We start from the raw sequence: 21,591 nt of genomic DNA on the forward strand, positions 1-21,591 counted from the left end.
GACCGCTCGACAATTTGCCACCACCATTCATTCGCCCAAAGTACAGCTTTTCAAACTGCCGACGGCCCGCAGCACTAGACTAAAGGCATCGCCGTTATTGCTTCCGCAACCATGCCAAGCGCTAAATCACCCAAACCGCTATTGCGTCACGCCCATGCCTTGCCGCTGGCCGATGTTCTGTCGCACTGGTCGGTCAGCCTGAAATCGGGACTCAATACAGCATCAGTGACGCTGCAGCGGGCACACTTTGGCCGCAATGAACTCCCCGAAACACAAAATCGCAGCGCGTGGCGGGTGTTTCTGGCGCAATTTTTCAACGCGCTGATCCTGGTTCTGCTCGGCGCTGCGCTGCTGTCGGCGCTAATCGGCCACACCACTGACGCAGTGATTATTTTTGGTGTCATTCTGATCAACGCGCTGGTGGGTTTTTATCAGGAATACCGCGCCGAACAGAGCCTGCTGGCGCTCAAGGCGATGCTGCCACCGCAAGCCTGCGTACGGCGCGAAGGCTGCCATACGCAAATTGACGCGAGCGACATCGTTCCCGGCGACGTCGTCGTTCTTGAAGCGGGCGATCGTGTTCCCGCTGATGGCCGTATCGCGCTGGCCACCGGGCTGGAAATCGACGAATCAACGCTGACCGGCGAATCGCAGCCCGCCAGCAAGCAGGTTTGCGATTCGCTCGCACACGATGCCCCCCTGGCCGAGCGGCACAATATGGCGTTTATGAACACACTGCTAACGCGCGGGCGGGCCGAAATGATCGTCACCGCGACCGGCGCGCACACCGAAACCGGGCAAATTTCGACGCTGCTCGCCAATAGCGGCGAAGTGGCAACACCGCTGCAGCGGCAACTCGATCAGCTGGGCAAAAAACTCGGACTGATTGCCGTGCTGATGGTCGTCGTGCTTGCGCTGCTCGAGTGGCTGCGCGGCATTGCGCTGACACACATCATTCTGAGCACGATTGCACTGGGCGTGGCGGCCATTCCCGAAGGATTGCCGGTCGTCGTGACCGTCACGCTGGCGCTGGGCATGCACCAAATGGCCAAAAATGGCGCGATTGTAAAACGGCTCGCGAGCGTTGAAACGCTGGGCTGCACGACAGTGATCTGCTCGGATAAAACCGGCACACTGACGCTGAACCAGATGACGGCCAGAACGCTGTATTACCAGCAACGCCATTTCACTGTCGGCGGAGAGGGTTATCAAACTGCTGGACAGATCACCCCGCTCGACAATGCCGCGCCACCCGATTTATCGCGCCTCGCGACCGCGCTGCGCGCGTGCAATGACAGCCAGCTGCACGACGGGAAAATCACAGGTGACCCGATGGAGGCAGCCTTGCTGGTGCTGGCCGGAAAAATCCCCAATGCAGCGACCAGCGTGCCGCCCAGAATTGCCGAAATCGCTTTTGACAATGCGCGCCGCTATATGGTGACTTTTCATCAGGATGGCGATGGCATCACGCTGTACGCCAAAGGCGCGCCGGATGTCCTGCTTGATTTATGCCGTTATCACGATGAGACACAAGCCGATCCAAAAACGGGCTCCGAACTGATCGAGCTGGATACCCGTGGGCGTGAAATGATCGCGCAGGCGTACCAGAATCTGGCGACACTGGGATTGCGCGGTCTGATGCTGGCGAGCCGCAAAATGACGAGCGCCGAATTTGCCGCACAGGCGTTGCCCGATCACCTCCACGAGTTGACTTTTCTGGCGCTGGTCGGACTGCAGGATCCGCCACGCTGCGAAGCGGGCGAAGCCATTGAACGCTGCCATAGCGCCGGAATCGCAGTCAAAATGATTACCGGCGATCATCAGCTGACCGGCATGGCGATTGCCAGCCAGCTCGGGCTTTCAGGCCACAGCATGACCGGCACGGAGCTGGAAGCCTTGAGCGAAAAAGAGCTGGCAGCCCAGGTCGACGACATTGCCGTTTTTGCCCGCGCATCACCGCTGCACAAGGTCAAAATCATCAATGCGCTGCAAGCACGTGGCCATATCGTTGCGATGACCGGCGACGGCGTCAACGACGCGCCAGCGCTGAAAACCGCCGACATCGGCGTCGCAATGGGCAAGCATGGCAGCGCGGTCGCCAAGGAAGCGGCGACGATGGTGCTGACCGACGATAATTTTTCCACCATCGTCGCAGCCGTGCAGCAGGGGCGCGCGCTGTACGAAAACATCCTGAAGTTTCTGCACTTTCAGCTCTCGACGACCATCGGCGCCGTGCTGACGGTCTTTGTCGCGCCGCTAGTCGGATTGCCGGCGCCGTTTACGCCGATCCAGATCCTCTGGATCGCGATCATCATGGACGGGCCACCGGCGATTTCGCTCGCGCTCGACCCGGCACGCGCCAATATCATGCAGCAAAAACCGCGCGACAAAGCCGAACCGGTACTGACCCGCGCCCGCCTGATCCGTGTTCTGGCCTGCGGTGCGACGATGATGGCCGGCACACTCGGCGTGCTGCATTATGGTTTAACCGGGAGAGTGCTGGAGGAATTCACGCCGGACGACACCCAGCGCGCAGCAACGATGGCGTTCACAACTTTTGTGCTGTTCCAGTTTTTCAATGTTTTTAACGCCAGAAACGAAAGGAGCAGCGCACTCAATCGCGACCTGTTTAGCAACACAATGCTCTGGTTATCGCTCAGCTGCGTGCTGGCGCTACAGGCCATCGCGGTGCACTGGCCGCCAGCACAAGCGCTGTTTGCCACACATGGCATGCTCTGGAGTGACTGGCCGCTCTGTATCGCGGTGGCCAGCAGCATCTGGCTGCTGGAGGAGGCAAGGAAATATTTATTTAGGATCCGTTGACGTTTGGTTTGTGAGCCAAGCAAACACCAACAGAGCCTAACTTAGCGCATTATTGCAATTCCACTTTCAGCCAGACGCTGAAACGGTTTTGCTGCGCCATTCGGTCAGAACTGTCACTGCGGCTGTCCGAGGTGCTGAAGGTCTCGCCAACCGGTATCCACTCGCCCAAACGCCCTTCGACTTCGCTGTAGACGCGGTGCAGATCAATGCTGCCGTCGGCGTTGAAGCGGCTGCTTTGCGGCGCCAGCTTCAGATTCACCCGGCCGTCGCCAAGCAGCGTGGGCGTCGTATAAAAACCGTTGCCTGCCGATTGCCAGACACCGCCGTGCAGCACGATCCGCTCATCATTCCGCCCGCCATTGCGATCAATAAAGCTAACTTGCGGAATAAACCGTTGCTGCCCGAGCATGATCATTGCAGCGCTGCCATCAAGCGTCGTCAGCATCTGGCGGCTATTGGCGCTGCCATTGCGGCGCGATTCGTCGAGCGCGATGCCGATTTGGGCGTTTGATCCCTGATTACTGATAATCACTTTGCCGTCGACGTCCACACTCCGGCTTTGAGCCGCCACAATGGCGCGCTGCTCGACGGTGATGCGCAAGCTGCGCGTTGCCACATCGAGCTGATCGGCCAGCGCACGAATCGCAGCAAAGCTCGCTTCATCGGGCGTACTGACGATCAACTGGCCGGAAAAAGCACGGATCGTCGCCTGTGGAAAAGCTTCCTGCAAAGCCGGCGCCAACTGCGTGGCCAGCTTGTGCCGAGGAGCAAAGCTGTCTACATAGTCGGCGTGCGCAACAGCAAGCGACAAAAGCAGGGGTATAGCTATCAATGCTTTGATACATTTCGCTTTCATAAACATACCCCCGTTCAATTTCAGACCAGCAATAACAAAGCCACCGCCTGTGCTTCGACCGCCTCACCCTGCCCGACCGGGCCGAGCTTTTCATAGGTTTTGGCTTTGACATTGACGCAAGCCGGATCGATGCCCAGATCGGCGGCGATATTCAAAACCATTGCCGGGATATGCGGCGCCATTTTCGGCTGTTGAATCAGAATCGACGCGTCAACATTGCCAATCTGCCAGCCCGCCTCTCGCACGCGCCGCACCGCCTCGCGCAGCAACACACGGCTGTCGGCGCCTTTAAATTCCACTGCCGTATCCGGAAAATGCCGACCAATATCGCCCAGCCCCGCGCCGCCCAAAACCGCGTCGGTAATCGCATGCAACAGCGCGTCGGCATCCGAATGGCCGAGCAAGCCTTTTTCATAGGGTATATGCACCCCACCCAGAATTAACGGGCGCTCCAGCACCATACGATGCACATCCCAGCCTTGGCCGATGCGGAAAGGTAATGTCATTTCTATATCCTTTTCTTTAAATGCACGAGGGTTTTGTAGGGTCGGCTTCAGCCGACATGCAAACTATTTTCAAGCCATACCGCGTCCCACCAAGGATAATCACCAATATTTTGCACCAATCCAGCCCGAAGTGGATTTGCCACAATATACCGCGCAATCTGCTGCAGATTTTCATTCGCGCGCACAGCATGATCATAAAAACCTTTTTGCCAAACCGTACCGGATCGGTGCAAATGGTCATTGATTAATTTTGCACTGCGACCTTTCAAACTTTGCATCACACCAGCCAAATCTCGTTCGGATTGCAAAGTAAACAGCCAATGAAAATGATCTGGCATCAGCGCCCACGCGAGCGAGTCGACGCTATTGGCTTCATGCAAAGCGCGCATCTCACGAATCACAATTCTGGCCAAGGCGGGAGACTCAAACCAACGAGCACGCCTATAAGTCGTGCAAGTAATATGATAAGCCTGATGCGTCATACTGCAGCGGCCTTTCAGCAAATCACTACGTGGCATGGCCGCTTTCCTTTAAAGCAAAAAGGTCGGCTAAAGCCGACCCTACTTATCTAGCCCCAACCAACCTGCGCAGAGCGTTAGCAAAATGCCTAAATCAGCAATCACAACAGCGGCAATTTGCCCATTTTGGCATTTTCGCGAAAAGTTAAGCCTTATAGTCTTACGAATCGCAAAGCCTTGAGACACTAAACAGCAAAGCAAAAATACAACTAAACCAATATAACCATCGACAAAAAACGATAACCCTAAGCAAACGAAAAGCGAAATGGCATGTAACTTCCGGTAAATTGCGGTCTCTTTCATTAGTCGCCCCTGCTCTTCTGCAGTAAGTTCTTTCAAAGACCACTCCGACACAAGCCCTGCTAAACCAAAACCAATGACTAAAAAGAGAAACGCCCACATCTTAATGCTCCCACGATGAAATTCGACTCACTAGCCGCGCAGCAACAACCCCGCCAGCACCAAATCCTGCGGGTACGTCACTTTCAAATTCCACGGGCTGCCCATAATGAGTTTGGGTGATTGACCGAGTCGTTCAAGCGCGCTGGCTTCGTCGGTGATTTCAAGAACGTGATCAGGCAAAGCGTCTTGCAGCGCAGCGAGCAGCTCGCTATGGCGGAACATTTGTGGGGTTTGCGCTTGCCATAATCCATCGCGTGGCGTGGTGCGCGCAATGCGTTGCTCAGCCGCAGCAATCTTCAGGGTATCTGCGACGGGAACAGCCAGAATACCGCCTACAGCATCATACTCCAGCCGGGTAATCATCTCATTAACCTGCGCGCTGCTCAGGCATGGGCGCGCGGCGTCGTGGACCAGCACCCAGCAATCTTCATTAGCGGCGATTTCACCAATGGCAGAAATCCCCCCTAGCCCCCCTTCAATGAAGGGGGGAACTAGATCGCTGGCGACTGATGCATGACTACCAGAGTCAACGCCACCGATTCCCCCCTTTGACAAAGGGGGGTTAGGGGGGATTTCTACCATCGCAGCTAAACCGTTCATCACCGATTCGGCACGACTGGCGCCGCCGACACGCAGCACTTGCAAACGAGTCAAATCTCCCAGTAATTCTAACCAGTCGTAGCTGCCCCACCATTCATCTTCGGGCGATATCACGACGATGACCTGATCGACCTGCTGTGCGCCGAGCAGCGCGCGTAGCGTGTGTGCGATCAGTGGCTGGCCGAGTAAATCGAGGTATTGTTTGGGCGTGGCGCTGGCCATGCGGCTGCCGCTGCCGGCGGCGGGAACGAGGGCGATTTTTTTCATGAATCTCACAACAGAGCGACTTGGTGCGCCGCTAAAAATACATTATCAACCAAGCGACATTAAGTAATGTGGGCAAAAATTTTGGCCCAAGGCCACCCAGTCACGCAAGGCGCATGCGACGCCAGTACTCACGTACGGCGAGGCGAAGTAAGGAATCGTGGCGTGACGGAGCTTGGCTGCTTGCAGCTCTAGCGCAGGCCGTGGCCTCAGGCCAGAAATTTTGGTTTAACACTTAGCCACCCAGCGCGATACAGATGATGGCAACCGCTGCACCGAGCGCGGCAAAGCTAAATCCCATCCGGACCGGCGGATAACCAACCCAGCGCCCCAGCCCGATGCCGAGCCAGAACATCATCACGATGGCGACCAGCTGGGTCGTACGCAGCGCGACTTGCGCGGCATCAATGAACAGGAAGGGCAAAACCAGCGGCAAGGTTGCAATGGTATCGAGCAGCCAGATTGCACCGGCCGCACGCCAGTCTTTCAGCGTCAGTTTTTCCTGAACCAGCGCGCCGTTTTTGCCGACAAATTCGCGGTAATTTTGCAGCGCAGCGGTGTCCAGATGGTTCATCAGCCCTTCAGGTGCAACGTCATCGAGGACGGCACGGAAGGCTTCCGGGGTTGGTGCGCTAATGAGCTGGTTGCGCACCTGCACCTTGCGTGCGCCGGTCATTCGCGCGTTGATCAGGTAAACCACCGCGTCGACAAAACCCCAGGCGATATTGCAGCCAAAAGCGGCGACCAGCAACTCGTGCGTATCGACAGTTTTATTGCCAATCGCGACGGCGGCGGTGACCGACAAGGTCATGATGACGGCGAACAGCAATTCACTGGCGGTTTCGAGTGGGTCCAGCGAATGGATACGTGGAAATGACATGGTGATGCCTCCTTGATCTGCCTGCGATTATTCCTCATCCGGATAGGCAAAATATACGTCGCGGATCACCACATCGCCACGTGCTTTTAACCAGGCGGCGATCAGGTCAGCGACCGGCTGATCTTCGAGCGCAGCGACGCCGTATTGACGCACAAGCAGCCATTTGGGTGCTTCGCTGGCGACGTTGAAATCCAGATCTGCAATGGGCAAGCCGGCTTTGGCCGCCAATTCCAGCAGGGTATCTTGCGCTAGAGAATCAGGTACTTCGGCTTCAATCACATACGTGGCATGGGTACCATGCTGCCAACGTTCGAGTACTTCGTAAACCGGATATGCCACACCGTCGAGCTGACGCTCGCCGCGCGGTACTGCATCGAGCAGCAGAATGTCGCCGTGACCGATTTCCAGATCGGGAATCGGCACGCCAGTGACCAGTGCACGCGCTGGATCGAGCCTCTGGCCGAAAACGACCTCCTGATGCTTGCCAACGCGAATGCGGATTGCGACGAGCTCGCCCGGCACCGGCTGAGCCAGTTGCCCGGCCGAATAGCTCAGCGCTAATGCCCGCCACGCTTGTGCTGCGGTTTCCCAGTCGCGATTAGCGGTCGCAGCGATGCCCAGATTCCAGCGCGCTGCTTCGTCGTCGGGTTTGAGCGCCAGCGCTCGCGCATTGTGGCGTTGCGCCAGCGGCCAGTTGCTCGGCTCGCTGTTTTTATACAGCAGCGCCAGATCATAATGCGTTTGCGCATCCTGTTCGTCGATGGCGAGCGCGGCGAGAAAATGCTGTTCGGCCTGCGCCAGATCGCCCTCTTCCCACGCAGCATGCGCGGCAGTTTTCAGTTCGGTGGTATTCATGCAAACACTCATCATTATTTCCCAGGGTCAAGCTCAGGCTTGGGCAGGCTTTGGCTCGTAAATGCGCCAGAGGCAATCCGCCTTGTTGATTTTGTCCAGCTCGTCCAGATATGCGCTATGCAACGCCAGATCTTCTGCGCTGGGCTGCGTACAAATCAGCGGCGCACGCTGACTGCGACGAGCAGCATTGGCTGCGGTTTCCTCTGCAGTTGGCGCAAAATCGATCAGCAGGCTGTCTTGCCCGCGCGTCATCGCCATATAGACTTCGGCGAGCAGTTCGCAGTCGATCAGCGCACCGTGCAAGGTTCGCCCCGAGCGGTCGACTTCGTAGCGATCACACAGTGCGTCCAAACTATTGCGCTTGCCCGGCCACAGGTCTTTGGCCATTTTCAGCGTGTCGGTGATGCTCTCGACATAATCTTCGATTTTGCCGCGCCCGAGCAGACCCAGCTCCATATTCAGATAGCCCACGTCAAACGGCGCGTTATGAATCACCAGCTCGCTGCCTTTGACGAAGTCGAGAAACTCGTCAACGATGACGGCAAATTTGGGCTTGTCAGAGAGAAACTGCGTGGTCAGTCCGTGGACATTCAACGCGCCCTCTTCCGAATCTCGGCCGGGATTGATATAGCGGTGCAAATGACGGTCTGCTGGCGAGAGCTTGCGGTCTATCATTTCGACCGCAGCGATTTCCAGAATGCGGTTGCCGTCTTCGACGCGTAAACCGGTGGTTTCGGTATCAAGAAAAATTAATCGATTAGCCATGTTTTTGCCATTGCTGGCGCGCGATTCAATGATCCGCCATTGTAATGGATACCGGCACAAGCTTCAGGGTTTCAGAGCCGGCAATTGTTGCGGCCATAAAAAAAACCCGCCGAAGCGGGTTTTTTTTGCGACTTGATGCAATTAAGCACGAACGCGTTTGAACGCCAGACCTTCCGCATCGAACAGCATGCTGTGCTGCTCTGGGAATTTGATACGCACTGAATCACCATATTTCAGGCCAGTCATATTGGATGGCAGTTTTGCACAAATGATTTCGTTAATGCCTGGAATTTCAACATAAGCCAGAACGATATCACCCAAGTGTTCGGTCAGGTCAACGCGGGCAGGAATGCCGGCTGGATCATTTTCCTCACACAACTCGATATGCTCAGGACGAATACCCAGCGTTACTTTGTCGCCGACTTTGGCTGCTGATGCCTGCACTGCTGCACGCACCGTAATACCTTTTGGCAGGCGGATAACTGCAGCGCTTTGCTCTACGCCAACAACTTGTGCTTCAAAAATATTCATTTTTGGCGAACCCAGGAAGCCTGCTACGAACAGGTTAGATGGGTTTTCGTACATTTCCAGTGGCGTACCAACTTGTTGAATCACGCCAGCGTTGAATACCACGATACGGTCAGCCAAGGTCATCGCCTCAACCTGATCGTGTGTTACATACAGCATCGTGGTTTTCAATTCTTGGTGCAATTTAGACAATTCAACACGCATATTCATCCGCAATGAAGCGTCCAAGTTCGACAATGGCTCGTCGAACAGGAAGACTTTCGGATTACGAACGATAGAACGACCGATCGCGACACGCTGACGCTGACCACCTGACAATGCTTTTGGTTTGCGCTCGAGCAAGTGAGTCATTTGCAGAATTTCAGCGGCTTTTTTCACGCGCTGGTCGATTTCTGCTTTGGGTGTACCTGCCAGTTTCAAGGCAAAGGCCATGTTATCGTACACAGTCATGTGCGGGTACAACGCATAAGACTGGAACACCATCGCAATCCCGCGTTTTGACGCGTGAATATCGTTAGCCAGTTTGTCGCCGATGTACAACTCGCCTGAAGTGATGTCTTCCAGACCGGCAATCATCCGCATCAGCGTTGATTTACCGCAGCCTGATGGCCCTACGAATACAACGAATTCACCGTCTTTAATTTCCAGATCAGCGCCTTTGATAACGCATACGTCTTTGGTGTAGTTCTTTTTGATATTTTTTAGAGTTACGCTAGCCATTTTGATTTCCTTAATTCTGAATTGGGTATTTTGTAAAGCGCCAATGCACGGGCATTTTATTTAACAGCACCATCCATGCCGGAGATAAAGTAGCGCTGAGTGAAGGCGAAGAAGATCAGTACAGGAATAACCGTCAACACAATCGCAGCCATCAAAGTGTTTTGCGAACCAGACAGCGGGCCAGTCAAATCGTTAAATACACCCACGGCCAATGGCTGCATGTCTTTTGCACGCATCACAATTGAAGACCAGATGTATTCATTCCACTGGTTAACCAGCGTAAAGATCGCCAAAGCCGCAATAGAAGGCGTAGTCACTGGCAACATCACGCGCCACAGAATTTGCATCTCGGTCGCGCCGTCAACACGGGCTGCATCGATCAGATCTTGTGGTACCGCTTCAAAAGCCTGTTTCATCAAGAAAATACCGAAGGCACCCGCCACACCTGGCAATACCACGCCCAGATAGCTATTCATACCAATCAGTTTTTTCCAGGTAGCTGCATCGCTGCCAGTCAGCGTCAATTGCAACCAGTCAGCAAAGTTACCCAGTTTCACAATCGTGATGTAGTTAGGTACCAACGCGGTTTCCTGAGGCAGCATCAATGTTGCAATAATCGCAACAAAAATCAGATTGCGGCCAGCAAAACGCATACGAGCCAATGGGTATGCCGCCAGAACGGAAATAACCACCGTGCCAATCACTGCCAGAGTTGTAATGATGACCGAGTTTTTGAAATAGGTTGAAAACGGAATTTCAATAAATACCCGCTCAAACCAGGTCAGTGTTGTTCCTATCCCATAGCTGCCATCTGGATTGGCTACGTGCGGCAAGAAGCTGTCCGGGAACAGATAGGCGTATGAACCATCACTGGAAAGGCCGAAAGAGACCGCCCACAGCAGCGGAAATATCGTAAACAAGCCAAAAGCTGTCAAGCTTGCATACTGGAGGATCAGGCCAAAGGCGCGATTCAGTTCCTTACTTTTAAACATGCTATTTTTCTCCAAGAAGCTGCTTATTTTTCGCCAAAGAAGCGGAATTGGATAATGGCCAGAATCATGCAGAAGAATGTCACAACCAGACCTGCTGCTGCCGCAACGCCAAAATCAAAATTACGGAAGGCTTGGTCATACACATAGAACAGCGCAGTGTAAGTTTCAGCTTTACCATCCGTCAGAACCAGCACTTCAAGGAATACTTTCAACGCACCAATTGTCGACAGCATCGTACATAGCAAGATGGTTGGTTTCACCATTGGAATCGTAATTTTCCAGAAACGCTCCCATGCATTAGCACCGTCAAGAATTGCAGCCTCTTCAACCTCTGCCGGAATCGCTTGCAAACCTGCAAGGTAGAGAACCATGTAGTAACCCAGACCTTTCCAGAAAGTAAAGATCATAATCGAGTACATGGCGATATCAGGGTCGCCCAGCCAGTCAATATCGACTAATTGTTCTTTTGGATAAATATGGAAAAAGTGAACTATTTCACTCAAAAAGGCATTAAGCATACCGTCGTATTTAAATACGAACTGCCAAACAATACCGGCAATCGAAATGGCAGTAATCACCGGAATATAGTAAACCGCACGAAAGAAAGTCATGCCGGCCATTTTGTTATTAACCAGTTTGGCAATCAGCAATGAACCCAACTGGATCGCAGGAACAACCAGCAAAAACAGTAAAGAGTTTTTAACGGCCTGATGGAACAGATCTTCTTCCCAAATTCGACGGAAGTTATCAAAATTATTCCACGTCGTCTCTCCCCCTGAAATCTCATACTGATTAAAAGCTAGAAAGGTATTGAACCCGACCGGCCAAAATACAAAAATACCCATCAAGATCAAGGCGGGAGCCAAGAAGAAATAGGCCATAAAGTTGGAGTTTTTCACGTTTCGACTCTTCGGTGCGTTACAGACAAGGTAGATAATAACCCAATATTAGGCGCTTGTGACTTGATATTAACCAAGGACTCGCAAATTTCGAACGCCGCATTATAACTTAGTCAACCCAAAAACTACACACTCCCTGCGGCTTTTCCATAGAGTAATTAACAAGCAAAACTAACTGACAGAACAAGCACTTGCAAACAAACAATTCAGCAAGAAAGCCTCACTGCAATTACAAAGAGCTTAAATATAAACCGCAATTCAATTAAAACACTTATTTGAAACTCAACCCCGTATAAAACAAAAAAGCGGTAAGTGTCATTTGACACTTACCGCCCAATATCTAACTAGCTAATATTATTTAGCAGAAAGACGTTTGTTAGAATCAGCAACTGCTTCATCCAAAGCTTGTTTTACAGAAATACGACCTTGCAGAGCAGCTTCGATTTTTGCGTCCATTGCTTTAGACAACGCGCCTTCATCAACAGTACCTGGCAGATCTTTCAGGAACAGGTGACGAGTTTTGTCGATAACCAGACCACCCATTTTGAATGCTTTCTTGCCTGGGTCAGTCATGTCATTCAAAGATGGATCTTTAGAAGCTGCAGCATTTGCGTTCTTAGTAGAAGCGAATGTGTAAGAAGCTTTAGCGAATTGCTCTTGAGCCCACTCACCAGTGATGAAGTTACCAACAACACCTACAGATTTCATATCTTTCTGGCCTTTTGGAACTACGTACATAGTAGTCCAGCCGCCAAATGCCAATTTACCGTTGTCACCCAATGGGAAAGTCGTAACGTCAGCAGCTTTGTAAGCAGCTGGGTTAGCGTCTTTGATTTTCTTAACTGCGTGGCCGCCTTCAGCGAACATGCCTACGCCGCCGTTAGCGAACATAGCGATTTGTTCGTCAAAAGTCAGGTTAGTATCTTTAACGATAGTACCTGCTTTGTAAGCATCAGCAAATTTCTGAACCAAAGCTACGTGTTTAGGGCTGTTGTAAACAGCTTTGCCGTTTTGGATAACTGGCAGACCTTCGAACATAAACCAACCAGTGAAGCCGTCTTGCAGTTTAGGAGCCCAACCTGGCTTGCCAGTAGCTGCGTGGATTTTCTTAGCAGCAGCAAATACGTCGTCCAGAGATTTGAAGTCTGGTTTCACGCCAGATTTAGCCAACATGTCTTTGTTGTAAACCATTACGGCAGTAACTTGGTAAGAAGGGAAGCCGTAGATTTTGCCGTCAGTAGTTGCATTAGCCAAAGCTGCGCCAGTGAATTGCGCTTTGTTGATGATGCTGTCAACTGGAGTCAACAGCTTAGGAGCCATTTCAACCATCCAGTTAGTTGGAACCAGAGCCAAGCCTGGTACGTTACCTTCAGCTACAGCAGCAACGATAGCTGGCTTCATTGCGCCCCAACCCAAGTCTTTCTGAGTAACTTGGATGTCTTTGTTTTCAGCGTTGAATTTTTCAACAACTTGTTTGTGGTATGCATCATAAGTTGGTGCCAACGAGTGAGACCAGAACTCAACTGTAGTTGCAGCTTGAGCAGACATGATTGAAGCGGCAAATACAGCAGCACCAACGAGAACAGAACGCTTAAAGTTCATAACAACTCCTAACATGGACATGAATACGAGCAACACGGCGGTCGCAGAAAAATACACTCGGCTTACAAACTGCAAAACAACTTTAAAACACAAGAAATTTCAGCGTCAAGCCCATTCTCTGATCAAGCAAAGAAACAAGAAAGACTTGACATTAACCACCCCAAGAAACCTCAGCTTTTTCTGTAGTAAAAACAGCAAAAAACTGACAGGCAAGCTCTCAAAGTCATCACTTTGCCGAAACCACGGAGGCTAGATTACCGCAATTTTCTAAGGCGGTGAACATCGTCAACACGCAAAAAAAGGAGGCATTCCCACCAAAAAACCGACCTCTGACAGAAAGCAGTCCCACACACTTTCTCCGCCTAAGTAAAAATATGTAGGAAAAAACCCTAACGCACAAAAAATACTACATCACTCAAAGCTACTGAACGCCAATTAGCCATTAAAATCATGCCATTACAAAACAAACGCAACGAGAGATTCGTAGGAAAAATCCAGTTTTTAACGCCATCTTTTTATAAAAGTACAAATACAAAAAGGCAGCACCACGGATCAAAGCAAGCAGAACCCAGTTCAAAACCAACAGACCAAAGGTCTTTCGAACGATTTTTTATGTGTTTTTTTGTATCATCAGTGCAACATTCAAATAAAAAAGGCGCCCCACCTTCCGTGGGACGCCTTTCAAAAAACAGAAAAAACCAATTCTAGCGATAAAGTTCAACAACAAAGTCGTAGTAATCACTACGAAACCAGGAATGCGTCAACTCGATGGCAGTACCATCCTCCAAAAAGCCAAGCCGGGTCAAATGCAGCATGGCAGTGCCGACTTCAATACCCGTAAATTTGGCTAACGCTTCGGTCGCATTGACTGCGCCAATATTCTGGATCGCTCGCACCACACCCAGATTCGCCTCACGCATGAAGTCATACAGAGATGCTCCGATTTTTTCAGGATCAGAAACATACTGCTCAGGCAACGTAGTGCACTCCACAGCCATGACAACTTCATTAGCCAAACGCAAACGCTCCAAATAAGCCACTCGGCTATCTGCAGCCAGGTTCAGGCGCAAAATTTCTTCTGAGTTTGCCTGCCTGATTTCACGCCTGAGCCATTGCGATGCAGGACGAAACCCTCTCTGTTTAAGCATTTCCGACAAATTGGTCAGTCTGGAGAGGGGCTGTTCAAGCTTGGGCGTAATATAAGTACCCGAGCCTTGCCGACGCAAAATTAATCCTTGAGCAAAAATCAGATCAAGCGCCTTGCGCGCGGTAACTCGTGAAATACCCAAAACTTCACAAAAAGTACGCTCAGAGGGCAGAGGGTCGTCTGCTTTCCAGAATCCGGCGTGAATTGCAGCGGCCAACTTATGACTGAACTGCAAGTACAGCGGAGTGGCACTATCATTATCCGGCTTGAGTACCAGTAGTTTTGTCTGATCGTGCATTCAACCCTCTGCGATCCGATTACATATATTCGCGCTTAATCAGAATTAAAGCACCAGCACACGAGTCATACTGCGGGCGAACGGTAGTCGCAAGAAAATCAGCCGGAATGTATGGACGAATCGCCTCCGAAAGCCCACCGCCGCACAGAGCAATCGGCAGATCCGGCGCATTGGCACGCAAAGCCTTGGCGATATTGACAATCTCTTGACCTGCATCATTCAGAAAACTGCGTGCTACATCATCACTGGTGCCGAACTCAACGACGATAGGTGACAATGTTGCGCACTCACCCTGCTTCATTGCGCCCATCCATTCAAAAACTTTTTCGCGGGTATTGCCAGTCACCGTCAAGAGTTTGCGACCAAAATCAGTCAATGGACGACGCCCATCCATAATGCGCTGCACATGGTTAATGGCTTTCAGTCCCAAGTACGCTCCCGAACCTTCATCTGATGTCGGAAAGCCCCAGCCACCGACCTCCAGTCGTTCACCACTGGGTAGCCAGGCCTCGCCAATAGAACCGGTTCCGATGGCAATAATTGCGCCATGCACGCCGTTATGCGCGCCAAGCAAAGTCGAATAACCGTCAGTTTCAACAATAATGCGGGCAAAGCCAGGGTTTTTATTTTCAAATTCCTGAGCCCAGGCTTTAACCGTCACACCCGACAAGCCAAAACCCACTGCACATTTGCTGAAATCACATTTGTCGATACCGATCTTTTTAAATGCCTCGCGAATAGTCAGTGTGATATTGGTCCAAGCCTTATCAACCCCCTGACCCAACGCAGAAGGACCACCTTCGGCACGCACTTTTTCAACGCCATCCATTCCGGCAATCGTGACACGTGTTCCTGTACCGCCACCATCTACACCGATCAGAAATTCGATTTGACTCATTATTCACTCCCCTCGCAGCAAAATTCGTATTACCCATGCAACAGCAAGAACTCTCTATCGCCAGAAAAAGTCGGCCAGACTGATACGCCCCCAAACAGGAAACGAGAATCTAAGCCCATAGAATTACGGCACCGCACAGCGCGCAGCCGAAAATAGATAATGCAAGCATACCAATTTAGAGATGCATACCATGAGTGTCAATTGGCAGATATAAAAAAACGCCCAAATTGCAGGGCGTTTTGTTTTTAACCAAAATTATTTGGCATTAAATTTTCTTGACGTGCAATCCACATTCCTTGTTTTCGGGATTTTCCCACCACCAACGACCAGCACGGACATCTTCTCCCATCGCAATTGGGCGTGTGCACGGCGCACAGCCAATCGAAGGAACATGTTGATCATGCAATTTGTTGTACGGAATGTTTTCTGCGCGAATATAGGCCCAAATTTCTTTTTCAGTCCACTCGATCAAGGGATTGAATTTTTCCAGACCATTCGCCGCATCAAATTCCTGATAACCCAAATCAGTCCGGGTTGGCGATTGTTCACGGCGCAAGCCCGTCACCCATGCTTTGCGATCTTTCAGCGCACGTTGCAATGGCTCGATTTTGCGCACATGGCAACAGGCTTTACGCAGCTCAACTGATTCATAAAAAGCATTAATGCCATTCTGATTCACATATTGCTCAACCGCTGCGGTATTCGGGAAATACACTTTGATCGGATGCGATGGATAAGCAGATGCGACTTCCTGCATCAAGGTATACGTTTCAGCCGGTAAACGCCCGGTATCCAGACTAAAAATTTCAATTGCGATTTGATGTTTGGCCAACAAATGGGTAATGACCATATCTTCAGCACCAAACGAATTGGCAAAAACGGCAGGCGAAAAATCCGTCGCAATCCGCTGTAACAATGCAACGGTTTCGCTTAATTTTTGTTCAAAGTTCATAACAGACTCTTCAATAAATTGATGACTTTAATAAACCAGCTTCCAGCCGATCAACACCAGCATGACCGCCAGGCAAGGGCGCAAAACGGTATCCGAAATCCGACCCGACAAGTGACTACCCAGATAAATCCCTGGTAAAGAACCTGCCAGCAAATAACCCAGCAGACCCCAATCCATATTACCCATTCCAGCATGCCCCAGCCCAGCCACCAAAGTCAGTGGTACCGCATGCGCGATTTCAGTTCCGACCAAGCGTTTGGTGGGCAGCAAAGGATATAGAACAAACAAGGCGACCGTTCCCAAAGCGCCAGCGCCAATCGAGGTCAGCGTCACAATCGCCCCCAAAATCACGCCCGTCAGCACCGTCAATGAATTTAAGCGTGGCCCAGCCACATGAAAGGCATCACCCGCATGCTTCTGTGAAAAAGCGATCATTTGCTTTTTAAATACAATCGCGACTGCAGTAAAGAGCAGCGCAAATCCAAGTCCCTGCTTGATCACGCGATTGAGCGCGTCGGTATCGGCATGCAGATTATGCAGCACCAGCAGAGTTACTGCTGCAGCCGGAACGCTGCCCAGCGCCAACCAGCCGGTAATTTTCCAGTCGATATTCTTTTGTTTCTGGTGCGCATGAACGCCACCGGCTTTGGTGATTGCGGCATACAATAAATCAGTACCCACTGCGGTCGCCGGATTAATTCCGAAGTACAGCAAAATCGGCGTCATTAGCGAACCACCGCCGACACCGGTCATACCAACAATAAAGCCGACCACCAAGCCTGCGATCACAAAGCCATACCAAACTGCATCCATCAAAAACCTCGACCCGCTCATCAATGCCGACCATCATAACGCGGCCACATAGAACCTTATATACTATTCTGTTATCATGATATAAGGATTTGTTATTTTGCATGGGGTGCACGATGAAACTGCAGCAATTACGTTATCTGGTCGAAGTCGCCAAGCAAGGCTTGAATGTCTCGGAAGCCGCCGAAAAACTGCACACCTCGCAGCCGGGCATTTCCAAACAAATCCGTTTGCTTGAAGACGAACTGGGCGTGCAGATTTTTATCCGCAATGGCAAACGTGTCGTCGATATTACCGCTCCGGGGCGCGAAATTTTACGGATTGCCGAACGCATCCTGATGCAATCGCAAAATCTCAAACGCATCGGCGAAGAATTCATTCAAGTCGAAAATGGCAGCCTGACCATTGCTACGACGCACACTCAGGCGCGCTATGCGCTGCCCAAAGTCATACAGGCTTTTTTGCAGCGCTACCCCAAAGTACGCCTGTCGATCAAACAGGGTAGCCCGACACAGATTTCCGAAATGGTCGTCGACGGCAGTGCCGATCTGGCAATTGCGACTGAAGGCATCGATCATTATCCCGAGCTGGCGATGCTCAATTGCTACGACTGGAATCGCTGCATTATTGTGCCTAAATCGCATCCGCTAACGACACTCACCCGCCCGATCAGCATTCACGATATCGCCGCTTGGCCGCTGATTACTTATGATTTTGCTTTTACCGGCCGCTCGAAAATCAACCGCGCTTTTGAAGAGCAAAGTCTGACACCGAATGTCGTGCTGACTGCAATTGACTCGGACGTTATCAAAACCTATGTCGAGCTCGGGCTGGGAATCGGGATTCTAGCCGGGATGGCCTACGAGCCTGAACGCGACACAGCTCTGACGGCGATCGACGCCAGCCATTTATTTGAAGCATCAACAACGCATATCGGCATGCGCAAAGACGCTTATTTGCGCGGCTATACTTATGACTTTATCGCGTTATTTGCACCGCATTTAACACGCTCAGTCGTGCAAGACGCTTTACTATGCGAAGCTGGCGAAGATTAGAACGGGGTATAGGGCTGCAGCATATATCCAAATTGATTTACAGCCCCATACCCATCATCGTCATTTCAAACTTTTTTGCTGCGCCCAAAAAATCCCGCTCACGGTTTTGGCATCGGTAATCGAGCCATCAATCACGCCTGCCACCATCTCGTCGATGCTCATCGCGATGCATTCGACAAACTCGCCGGCATCGAGTTGTGCTTCTCCGGCGCTTAAATCGCGCGCGAGGAACAGCTTAATTTCTTCGTCGGTGTAGCTGATAATCGGGTGCAGCACGCCCAGATATTCCCAGCTCGCCGCGCTGTACCCGGTTTCTTCGAGCAATTCGCGCTTGGCGCATTCAAGCGGATCTTCACCCGCTTCGAGCTTACCGGCAGGAAACTCGATAAATACGCGGTGCAAGGGATAGCGGTATTGGCGCTCGAGCAGCAGTCGGCCATCGGGCAATTGCGGAATGATCATGACCGCACCGGGATGCAAAATATACTCGCGCGTCGCCTCACTACCATCAGGCAGGCGTACCGTGTCGCGGTTAACGTGTAATAAATTGCCGTCAAAAACGCGCTGGCTCTGCAGCGGCTCTTCATACAGATGACGATCTTCACTCATGATTTCCCCTGCCCATGAAAAACGGCGACCTCGAGCCGCCGTTTTTATCATGCATGCCATACAATAGCAAGGGTATAAGCCACTAAACCAGAATTAACAAAGTCTGCAGCCCAATACCCACCAATCACAACTGAACCGGCTTGGTATGCCAGATTTTCTCGGCGTACTCGGCAATCGTTCGATCTGACGAAAAATGTCCCATACCGGCGACATTCAGGATCGCTTTTTTCGCCCATTCATCCGGCTTGGCGTACAAGGCGTCGACCTTATCCTGCGTCGCGACATACGACTCATAATCGGCGAGCAACTGATAATGATCACCCCAGTTCACCAGCGTATCGAAGATCACGCGATAGCGTTCTGGCTCATGCGGGCTGAAAAAGCCGTTCGCCAACTGGTTCAGCACTTCGCGCAATTCGCTATTGCTCTCGTAAATGGCACGCGGATTGTAGCCATTGCTGCGCAATGCATTCACCTGCTCGGTCGTATTGCCGAAAATGAAAATATTCTCAGCGCCGACTGCTTCGCGCATTTCAACGTTGGCACCGTCAAGCGTACCAATGGTCAGCGCGCCATTGAGGGCAAATTTCATATTGCCGGTTCCCGATGCTTCGGTGCCTGCGGTTGAAATCTGCTCGGACAAATCGGCAGCCGGAATAATCACTTCGGCCAGACTCACGCTGTAGTTCGGCAGGAAAACGACTTTCAACTTGTCGCCCACGCGCGAATCGTTATTGATTTTGACGCCGATATCGTTGATCAGCTGAATCACCAGCTTGGCCATCCGGTACGCAGATGCCGCCTTACCGGCAAAAACCACGACGCGTGGCTGAATTTTGGCATCGGGATCACGCAGAATCCGGTTATAACGCGTAATCACATGCAGCACGTTCAGCAACTGCCGTTTGTATTCGTGAATCCGTTTGACTTGCACGTCAAACAGCGCATCCGGATTGATCACGCCGCCGAGATTGCGCGCGACATATTTCGCCAGACGCTCCTTGTTGGCGTGTTTGGCTTCGCGAAAATCCTGCACAAACTTGGGAAAATCAATATGCGATTTAAGCTCGGCCAGTTCATTCAACCGTACACGCCAAGTCTGACCAATTTCTCTATCGATCAGCCCCGACAATGACGGATTGGCCAGCGCCAGCCAGCGACGCGGCGTCACGCCATTGGTGACATTGGTAAATCGATCCGGGAAAACTTTGGCCAAATCGGCAAAAATCGACTCAACCATCAGATCCGAATGCAGTGCCGAAACGCCGTTGACCTTGTGGCTGGCGACGACGGCCAGATAGGCCATCCGCACTTTGCGCTCGCCGTGCTCTTCGATCAATGAAACACTGCGTTGCAAGGCCAGATCACCCGGGAATTTCTCCTCGACTTCTTTCAAAAACATTTCGTTAATATCGAAAATGATTTTCAAGTGGCGTGGTAATAAATGCCCGAACATATCGACGGGCCAGGTTTCCAGCGCCTCAGACATCAAGGTGTGATTGGTGTAGCTGAACACCTTGCTGGTGATTGCCCAAGCTTTTTCCCATTCACAATCAGCCTCGTCAATCAGCACCCGCATCAATTCCGGAATTGCCAGCACCGGGTGCGTGTCATTCAGGTGAATCGAGACTTTGTCCGCCAGATTATCAAGCGTGTCATGCGTCATGCGATGGCGATGGAGAATGTCCTGAATACTGGCAGCAACAAAGAAATATTCCTGCCGCAAGCGCAGCTCTTTACCGCTGTAAGTTGAATCATCCGGATACAGCACGCGCGAAACATTCTCTGACAAATTTTTCTCGGCCACGGCAGAGAAATAATCGCCTTCGTTAAATTTCGATAAATTGATTTCGCGCGTCGAGCGCGCAGTCCACAGACGCAAGGTATTGGTTGCCGTCGTGTCGTAACCCGGAATAATCACATCATGCGCAACGGCGAGAACGTCGTTGTGCGTATCAACCCAGCGCGCTTTTTTGCCATCCATGTCGACACGGCCGCCAAAACGCACGCGGTAGCATACTTCATCGCGCGGGAAGTCAAGAATGTTCACCGAGCCTAGCCAGGTATCAGGCACTTCGACCTGACGACCTTCGATAATGCGCTGCTTGAACATGCCGAACTGATAACGAATCCCGTAGCCCATGCCGGGAATCCCCAGCGTCGCCATCGAATCAAGGAAGCACGCAGCCAGACGACCCAGGCCACCATTACCCAGCGCAGCATCGGGCTCCATATGCACCAGATCGTCGTAATCGATGCCCATTTCATCGAGCGCGGTGCGGACCGTGTCTTCCATATCGAGCGCCAGCAAAGCATTGGACAAGGCGCGGCCAATCAGAAACTCCATCGACAGGTAATAAACACGCTTCAGATCCTGCGAATATTGCGCGCGCGTCGTCTGCATCCAGCGCTCGACCATCTGGTCGCGCACCGTCAGAAAAGTCGCATCCAGCCAGTCTTTCGGCTGCGCAGCGATCGGATCCTTACCGATCGCATACATCAGTTTATTGGCAATCGCTTTTTTGATTGCCTGAACATCCTGATGATCAGTTACATCATATTGAAACGGCATACTCATCAAATGCACTCCATAGATTTATTGCAATTCATTC

The 21,591-nt window shown here is 51.6% G+C and carries 20 protein-coding genes; 2 read left to right on the forward strand and 18 right to left on the reverse strand.

What is annotated here, in order from left to right; all coding sequences use genetic code 11:
• Positions 1 to 111 precede the first annotated feature (111 nt).
• Positions 112 to 2,823, forward strand: coding sequence for a cation-translocating P-type ATPase (locus ACG2XO_RS01675; RefSeq protein WP_410499116.1), 2,712 nt, complete (start codon positions 112 to 114; stop codon positions 2,821 to 2,823).
• A 49-nt stretch (positions 2,824 to 2,872) separates the two neighbouring features.
• Here the strand turns inward: ACG2XO_RS01675 and ACG2XO_RS01680 are convergent, their stop codons facing one another.
• The 16 genes from ACG2XO_RS01680 to ACG2XO_RS01755 all read right to left on the reverse strand — a co-directional run bounded on the left by ACG2XO_RS01680 (position 2,873) and on the right by ACG2XO_RS01755 (position 17,318).
• On the reverse strand, positions 2,873 to 3,679 hold the full coding sequence (locus ACG2XO_RS01680; RefSeq protein ID WP_410499117.1) for a hypothetical protein: 807 nt from the start codon (positions 3,677 to 3,679) through the stop codon (positions 2,873 to 2,875).
• Between the two features lie 20 nt (positions 3,680 to 3,699).
• Positions 3,700 to 4,185, reverse strand: a complete 486-nt coding sequence (gene ispF, locus ACG2XO_RS01685; protein WP_410499118.1) for a 2-C-methyl-D-erythritol 2,4-cyclodiphosphate synthase — start codon at positions 4,183 to 4,185, stop codon at positions 3,700 to 3,702.
• Positions 4,186 to 4,232: 47 nt separating this feature from the next.
• Positions 4,233 to 4,703, reverse strand: a complete 471-nt coding sequence (locus ACG2XO_RS01690; protein ID WP_410499119.1) for an REP-associated tyrosine transposase — start codon at positions 4,701 to 4,703, stop codon at positions 4,233 to 4,235.
• 42 nt (positions 4,704 to 4,745) lie between these two features.
• Positions 4,746 to 5,105 carry a hypothetical protein gene (locus tag ACG2XO_RS01695; RefSeq protein ID WP_410499120.1) on the reverse strand — a complete coding sequence of 120 codons (360 nt, stop codon included), beginning with the start codon at positions 5,103 to 5,105 and terminating at the stop codon, positions 4,746 to 4,748.
• A 30-nt stretch (positions 5,106 to 5,135) separates the two neighbouring features.
• Complete coding sequence (locus ACG2XO_RS01700) at positions 5,136 to 5,972, reverse strand: 2-C-methyl-D-erythritol 4-phosphate cytidylyltransferase (RefSeq protein WP_410499121.1); 837 nt, start codon at positions 5,970 to 5,972, stop codon at positions 5,136 to 5,138.
• Between the two features lie 232 nt (positions 5,973 to 6,204).
• Entirely contained in the window at positions 6,205 to 6,849 is a 645-nt protein-coding gene (locus ACG2XO_RS01705; RefSeq protein ID WP_410499122.1) for a hypothetical protein, read from the reverse strand.
• A 27-nt stretch (positions 6,850 to 6,876) separates the two neighbouring features.
• Positions 6,877 to 7,704 (reverse strand): hypothetical protein, encoded by an 828-nt coding sequence (locus ACG2XO_RS01710; RefSeq protein ID WP_410499123.1) that lies wholly within the window; start codon positions 7,702 to 7,704, stop codon positions 6,877 to 6,879.
• Between the two features lie 33 nt (positions 7,705 to 7,737).
• The gene (gene dnaQ / locus ACG2XO_RS01715; protein ID WP_410499124.1) at positions 7,738 to 8,469 is read right to left on the reverse strand and encodes a DNA polymerase III subunit epsilon; all 732 of its coding nucleotides are present in this window, start codon (positions 8,467 to 8,469) and stop codon (positions 7,738 to 7,740) included.
• Between the two features lie 141 nt (positions 8,470 to 8,610).
• Complete coding sequence (locus ACG2XO_RS01720; RefSeq protein ID WP_410499125.1) at positions 8,611 to 9,717, reverse strand: ABC transporter ATP-binding protein; 1,107 nt, start codon at positions 9,715 to 9,717, stop codon at positions 8,611 to 8,613.
• A gap of 56 nt (positions 9,718 to 9,773) precedes the next feature.
• Positions 9,774 to 10,709 carry a carbohydrate ABC transporter permease gene (locus ACG2XO_RS01725; RefSeq protein ID WP_410499126.1) on the reverse strand — a complete coding sequence of 312 codons (936 nt, stop codon included), beginning with the start codon at positions 10,707 to 10,709 and terminating at the stop codon, positions 9,774 to 9,776.
• 23 nt (positions 10,710 to 10,732) lie between these two features.
• The gene (locus ACG2XO_RS01730; protein ID WP_410499127.1) at positions 10,733 to 11,608 is read right to left on the reverse strand and encodes a carbohydrate ABC transporter permease; all 876 of its coding nucleotides are present in this window, start codon (positions 11,606 to 11,608) and stop codon (positions 10,733 to 10,735) included.
• A gap of 354 nt (positions 11,609 to 11,962) precedes the next feature.
• Positions 11,963 to 13,210, reverse strand: a complete 1,248-nt coding sequence (locus ACG2XO_RS01735; RefSeq protein WP_410499128.1) for an ABC transporter substrate-binding protein — start codon at positions 13,208 to 13,210, stop codon at positions 11,963 to 11,965.
• Positions 13,211 to 13,914: 704 nt separating this feature from the next.
• A complete protein-coding gene (locus ACG2XO_RS01740; protein WP_410499129.1) occupies positions 13,915 to 14,655 on the reverse strand; it encodes a GntR family transcriptional regulator in 741 nt (246 codons plus the stop codon).
• A gap of 19 nt (positions 14,656 to 14,674) precedes the next feature.
• Positions 14,675 to 15,553 (reverse strand): BadF/BadG/BcrA/BcrD ATPase family protein, encoded by an 879-nt coding sequence (locus tag ACG2XO_RS01745; RefSeq protein WP_410499130.1) that lies wholly within the window; start codon positions 15,551 to 15,553, stop codon positions 14,675 to 14,677.
• A 265-nt stretch (positions 15,554 to 15,818) separates the two neighbouring features.
• Positions 15,819 to 16,505, reverse strand: a complete 687-nt coding sequence (locus tag ACG2XO_RS01750) for a phosphoadenylyl-sulfate reductase (RefSeq protein ID WP_410499131.1) — start codon at positions 16,503 to 16,505, stop codon at positions 15,819 to 15,821.
• 27 nt (positions 16,506 to 16,532) lie between these two features.
• Positions 16,533 to 17,318, reverse strand: coding sequence for a sulfite exporter TauE/SafE family protein (locus ACG2XO_RS01755; protein WP_410499132.1), 786 nt, complete (start codon positions 17,316 to 17,318; stop codon positions 16,533 to 16,535).
• Between the two features lie 113 nt (positions 17,319 to 17,431).
• On the opposite strand from ACG2XO_RS01755, the gene cysB reads away from it, so the two are divergent.
• A complete protein-coding gene (cysB, locus tag ACG2XO_RS01760; protein ID WP_410499133.1) occupies positions 17,432 to 18,370 on the forward strand; it encodes an HTH-type transcriptional regulator CysB in 939 nt (312 codons plus the stop codon).
• 60 nt (positions 18,371 to 18,430) lie between these two features.
• On the opposite strand, the gene ACG2XO_RS01765 is transcribed toward cysB, so the two are convergent.
• Together ACG2XO_RS01765 and glgP are read right to left on the reverse strand one after the other, a co-directional pair.
• The gene (locus tag ACG2XO_RS01765; RefSeq protein WP_410499134.1) at positions 18,431 to 18,979 is read right to left on the reverse strand and encodes an NUDIX domain-containing protein; all 549 of its coding nucleotides are present in this window, start codon (positions 18,977 to 18,979) and stop codon (positions 18,431 to 18,433) included.
• A gap of 124 nt (positions 18,980 to 19,103) precedes the next feature.
• The gene (gene glgP / locus ACG2XO_RS01770; RefSeq protein ID WP_410499135.1) at positions 19,104 to 21,557 is read right to left on the reverse strand and encodes a glycogen/starch/alpha-glucan family phosphorylase; all 2,454 of its coding nucleotides are present in this window, start codon (positions 21,555 to 21,557) and stop codon (positions 19,104 to 19,106) included.
• Positions 21,558 to 21,591 lie beyond the last annotated feature (34 nt).

This window comes from Chitinibacter sp. S2-10 (assembly GCF_046530675.1).
Taxonomy (GTDB): Bacteria; Pseudomonadota; Gammaproteobacteria; order Burkholderiales; family Chitinibacteraceae; genus Chitinibacter.

What these genes read in the sequence shown, in the direction of transcription:
- ACG2XO_RS01675 (WP_410499116.1), top strand. Translation starts at nt 112, where the DNA reads ATGCCAAGCGCTAAATCACCCAAACCGCTATTGCGTCACGCCCATGCC.
- ACG2XO_RS01680 (WP_410499117.1), bottom strand. Translation starts at nt 3,679, where the DNA reads ATGAAAGCGAAATGTATCAAAGCATTGATAGCTATACCCCTGCTTTTG.
- ispF (WP_410499118.1), bottom strand. Translation starts at nt 4,185, where the DNA reads ATGACATTACCTTTCCGCATCGGCCAAGGCTGGGATGTGCATCGTATG.
- ACG2XO_RS01690 (WP_410499119.1), bottom strand. Translation starts at nt 4,703, where the DNA reads ATGCCACGTAGTGATTTGCTGAAAGGCCGCTGCAGTATGACGCATCAG.
- ACG2XO_RS01695 (WP_410499120.1), bottom strand. Translation starts at nt 5,105, where the DNA reads ATGTGGGCGTTTCTCTTTTTAGTCATTGGTTTTGGTTTAGCAGGGCTT.
- ACG2XO_RS01700 (WP_410499121.1), bottom strand. Translation starts at nt 5,972, where the DNA reads ATGAAAAAAATCGCCCTCGTTCCCGCCGCCGGCAGCGGCAGCCGCATG.
- ACG2XO_RS01705 (WP_410499122.1), bottom strand. Translation starts at nt 6,849, where the DNA reads ATGTCATTTCCACGTATCCATTCGCTGGACCCACTCGAAACCGCCAGT.
- ACG2XO_RS01710 (WP_410499123.1), bottom strand. Translation starts at nt 7,704, where the DNA reads ATGAATACCACCGAACTGAAAACTGCCGCGCATGCTGCGTGGGAAGAG.
- dnaQ (WP_410499124.1), bottom strand. Translation starts at nt 8,469, where the DNA reads ATGGCTAATCGATTAATTTTTCTTGATACCGAAACCACCGGTTTACGC.
- ACG2XO_RS01720 (WP_410499125.1), bottom strand. Translation starts at nt 9,717, where the DNA reads ATGGCTAGCGTAACTCTAAAAAATATCAAAAAGAACTACACCAAAGAC.
- ACG2XO_RS01725 (WP_410499126.1), bottom strand. Translation starts at nt 10,709, where the DNA reads ATGTTTAAAAGTAAGGAACTGAATCGCGCCTTTGGCCTGATCCTCCAG.
- ACG2XO_RS01735 (WP_410499128.1), bottom strand. Translation starts at nt 13,210, where the DNA reads ATGAACTTTAAGCGTTCTGTTCTCGTTGGTGCTGCTGTATTTGCCGCT.
- ACG2XO_RS01740 (WP_410499129.1), bottom strand. Translation starts at nt 14,655, where the DNA reads ATGCACGATCAGACAAAACTACTGGTACTCAAGCCGGATAATGATAGT.
- ACG2XO_RS01745 (WP_410499130.1), bottom strand. Translation starts at nt 15,553, where the DNA reads ATGAGTCAAATCGAATTTCTGATCGGTGTAGATGGTGGCGGTACAGGA.
- ACG2XO_RS01750 (WP_410499131.1), bottom strand. Translation starts at nt 16,505, where the DNA reads ATGAACTTTGAACAAAAATTAAGCGAAACCGTTGCATTGTTACAGCGG.
- ACG2XO_RS01755 (WP_410499132.1), bottom strand. Translation starts at nt 17,318, where the DNA reads ATGGATGCAGTTTGGTATGGCTTTGTGATCGCAGGCTTGGTGGTCGGC.
- cysB (WP_410499133.1), top strand. Translation starts at nt 17,432, where the DNA reads ATGAAACTGCAGCAATTACGTTATCTGGTCGAAGTCGCCAAGCAAGGC.
- ACG2XO_RS01765 (WP_410499134.1), bottom strand. Translation starts at nt 18,979, where the DNA reads ATGAGTGAAGATCGTCATCTGTATGAAGAGCCGCTGCAGAGCCAGCGC.
- glgP (WP_410499135.1), bottom strand. Translation starts at nt 21,557, where the DNA reads ATGAGTATGCCGTTTCAATATGATGTAACTGATCATCAGGATGTTCAG.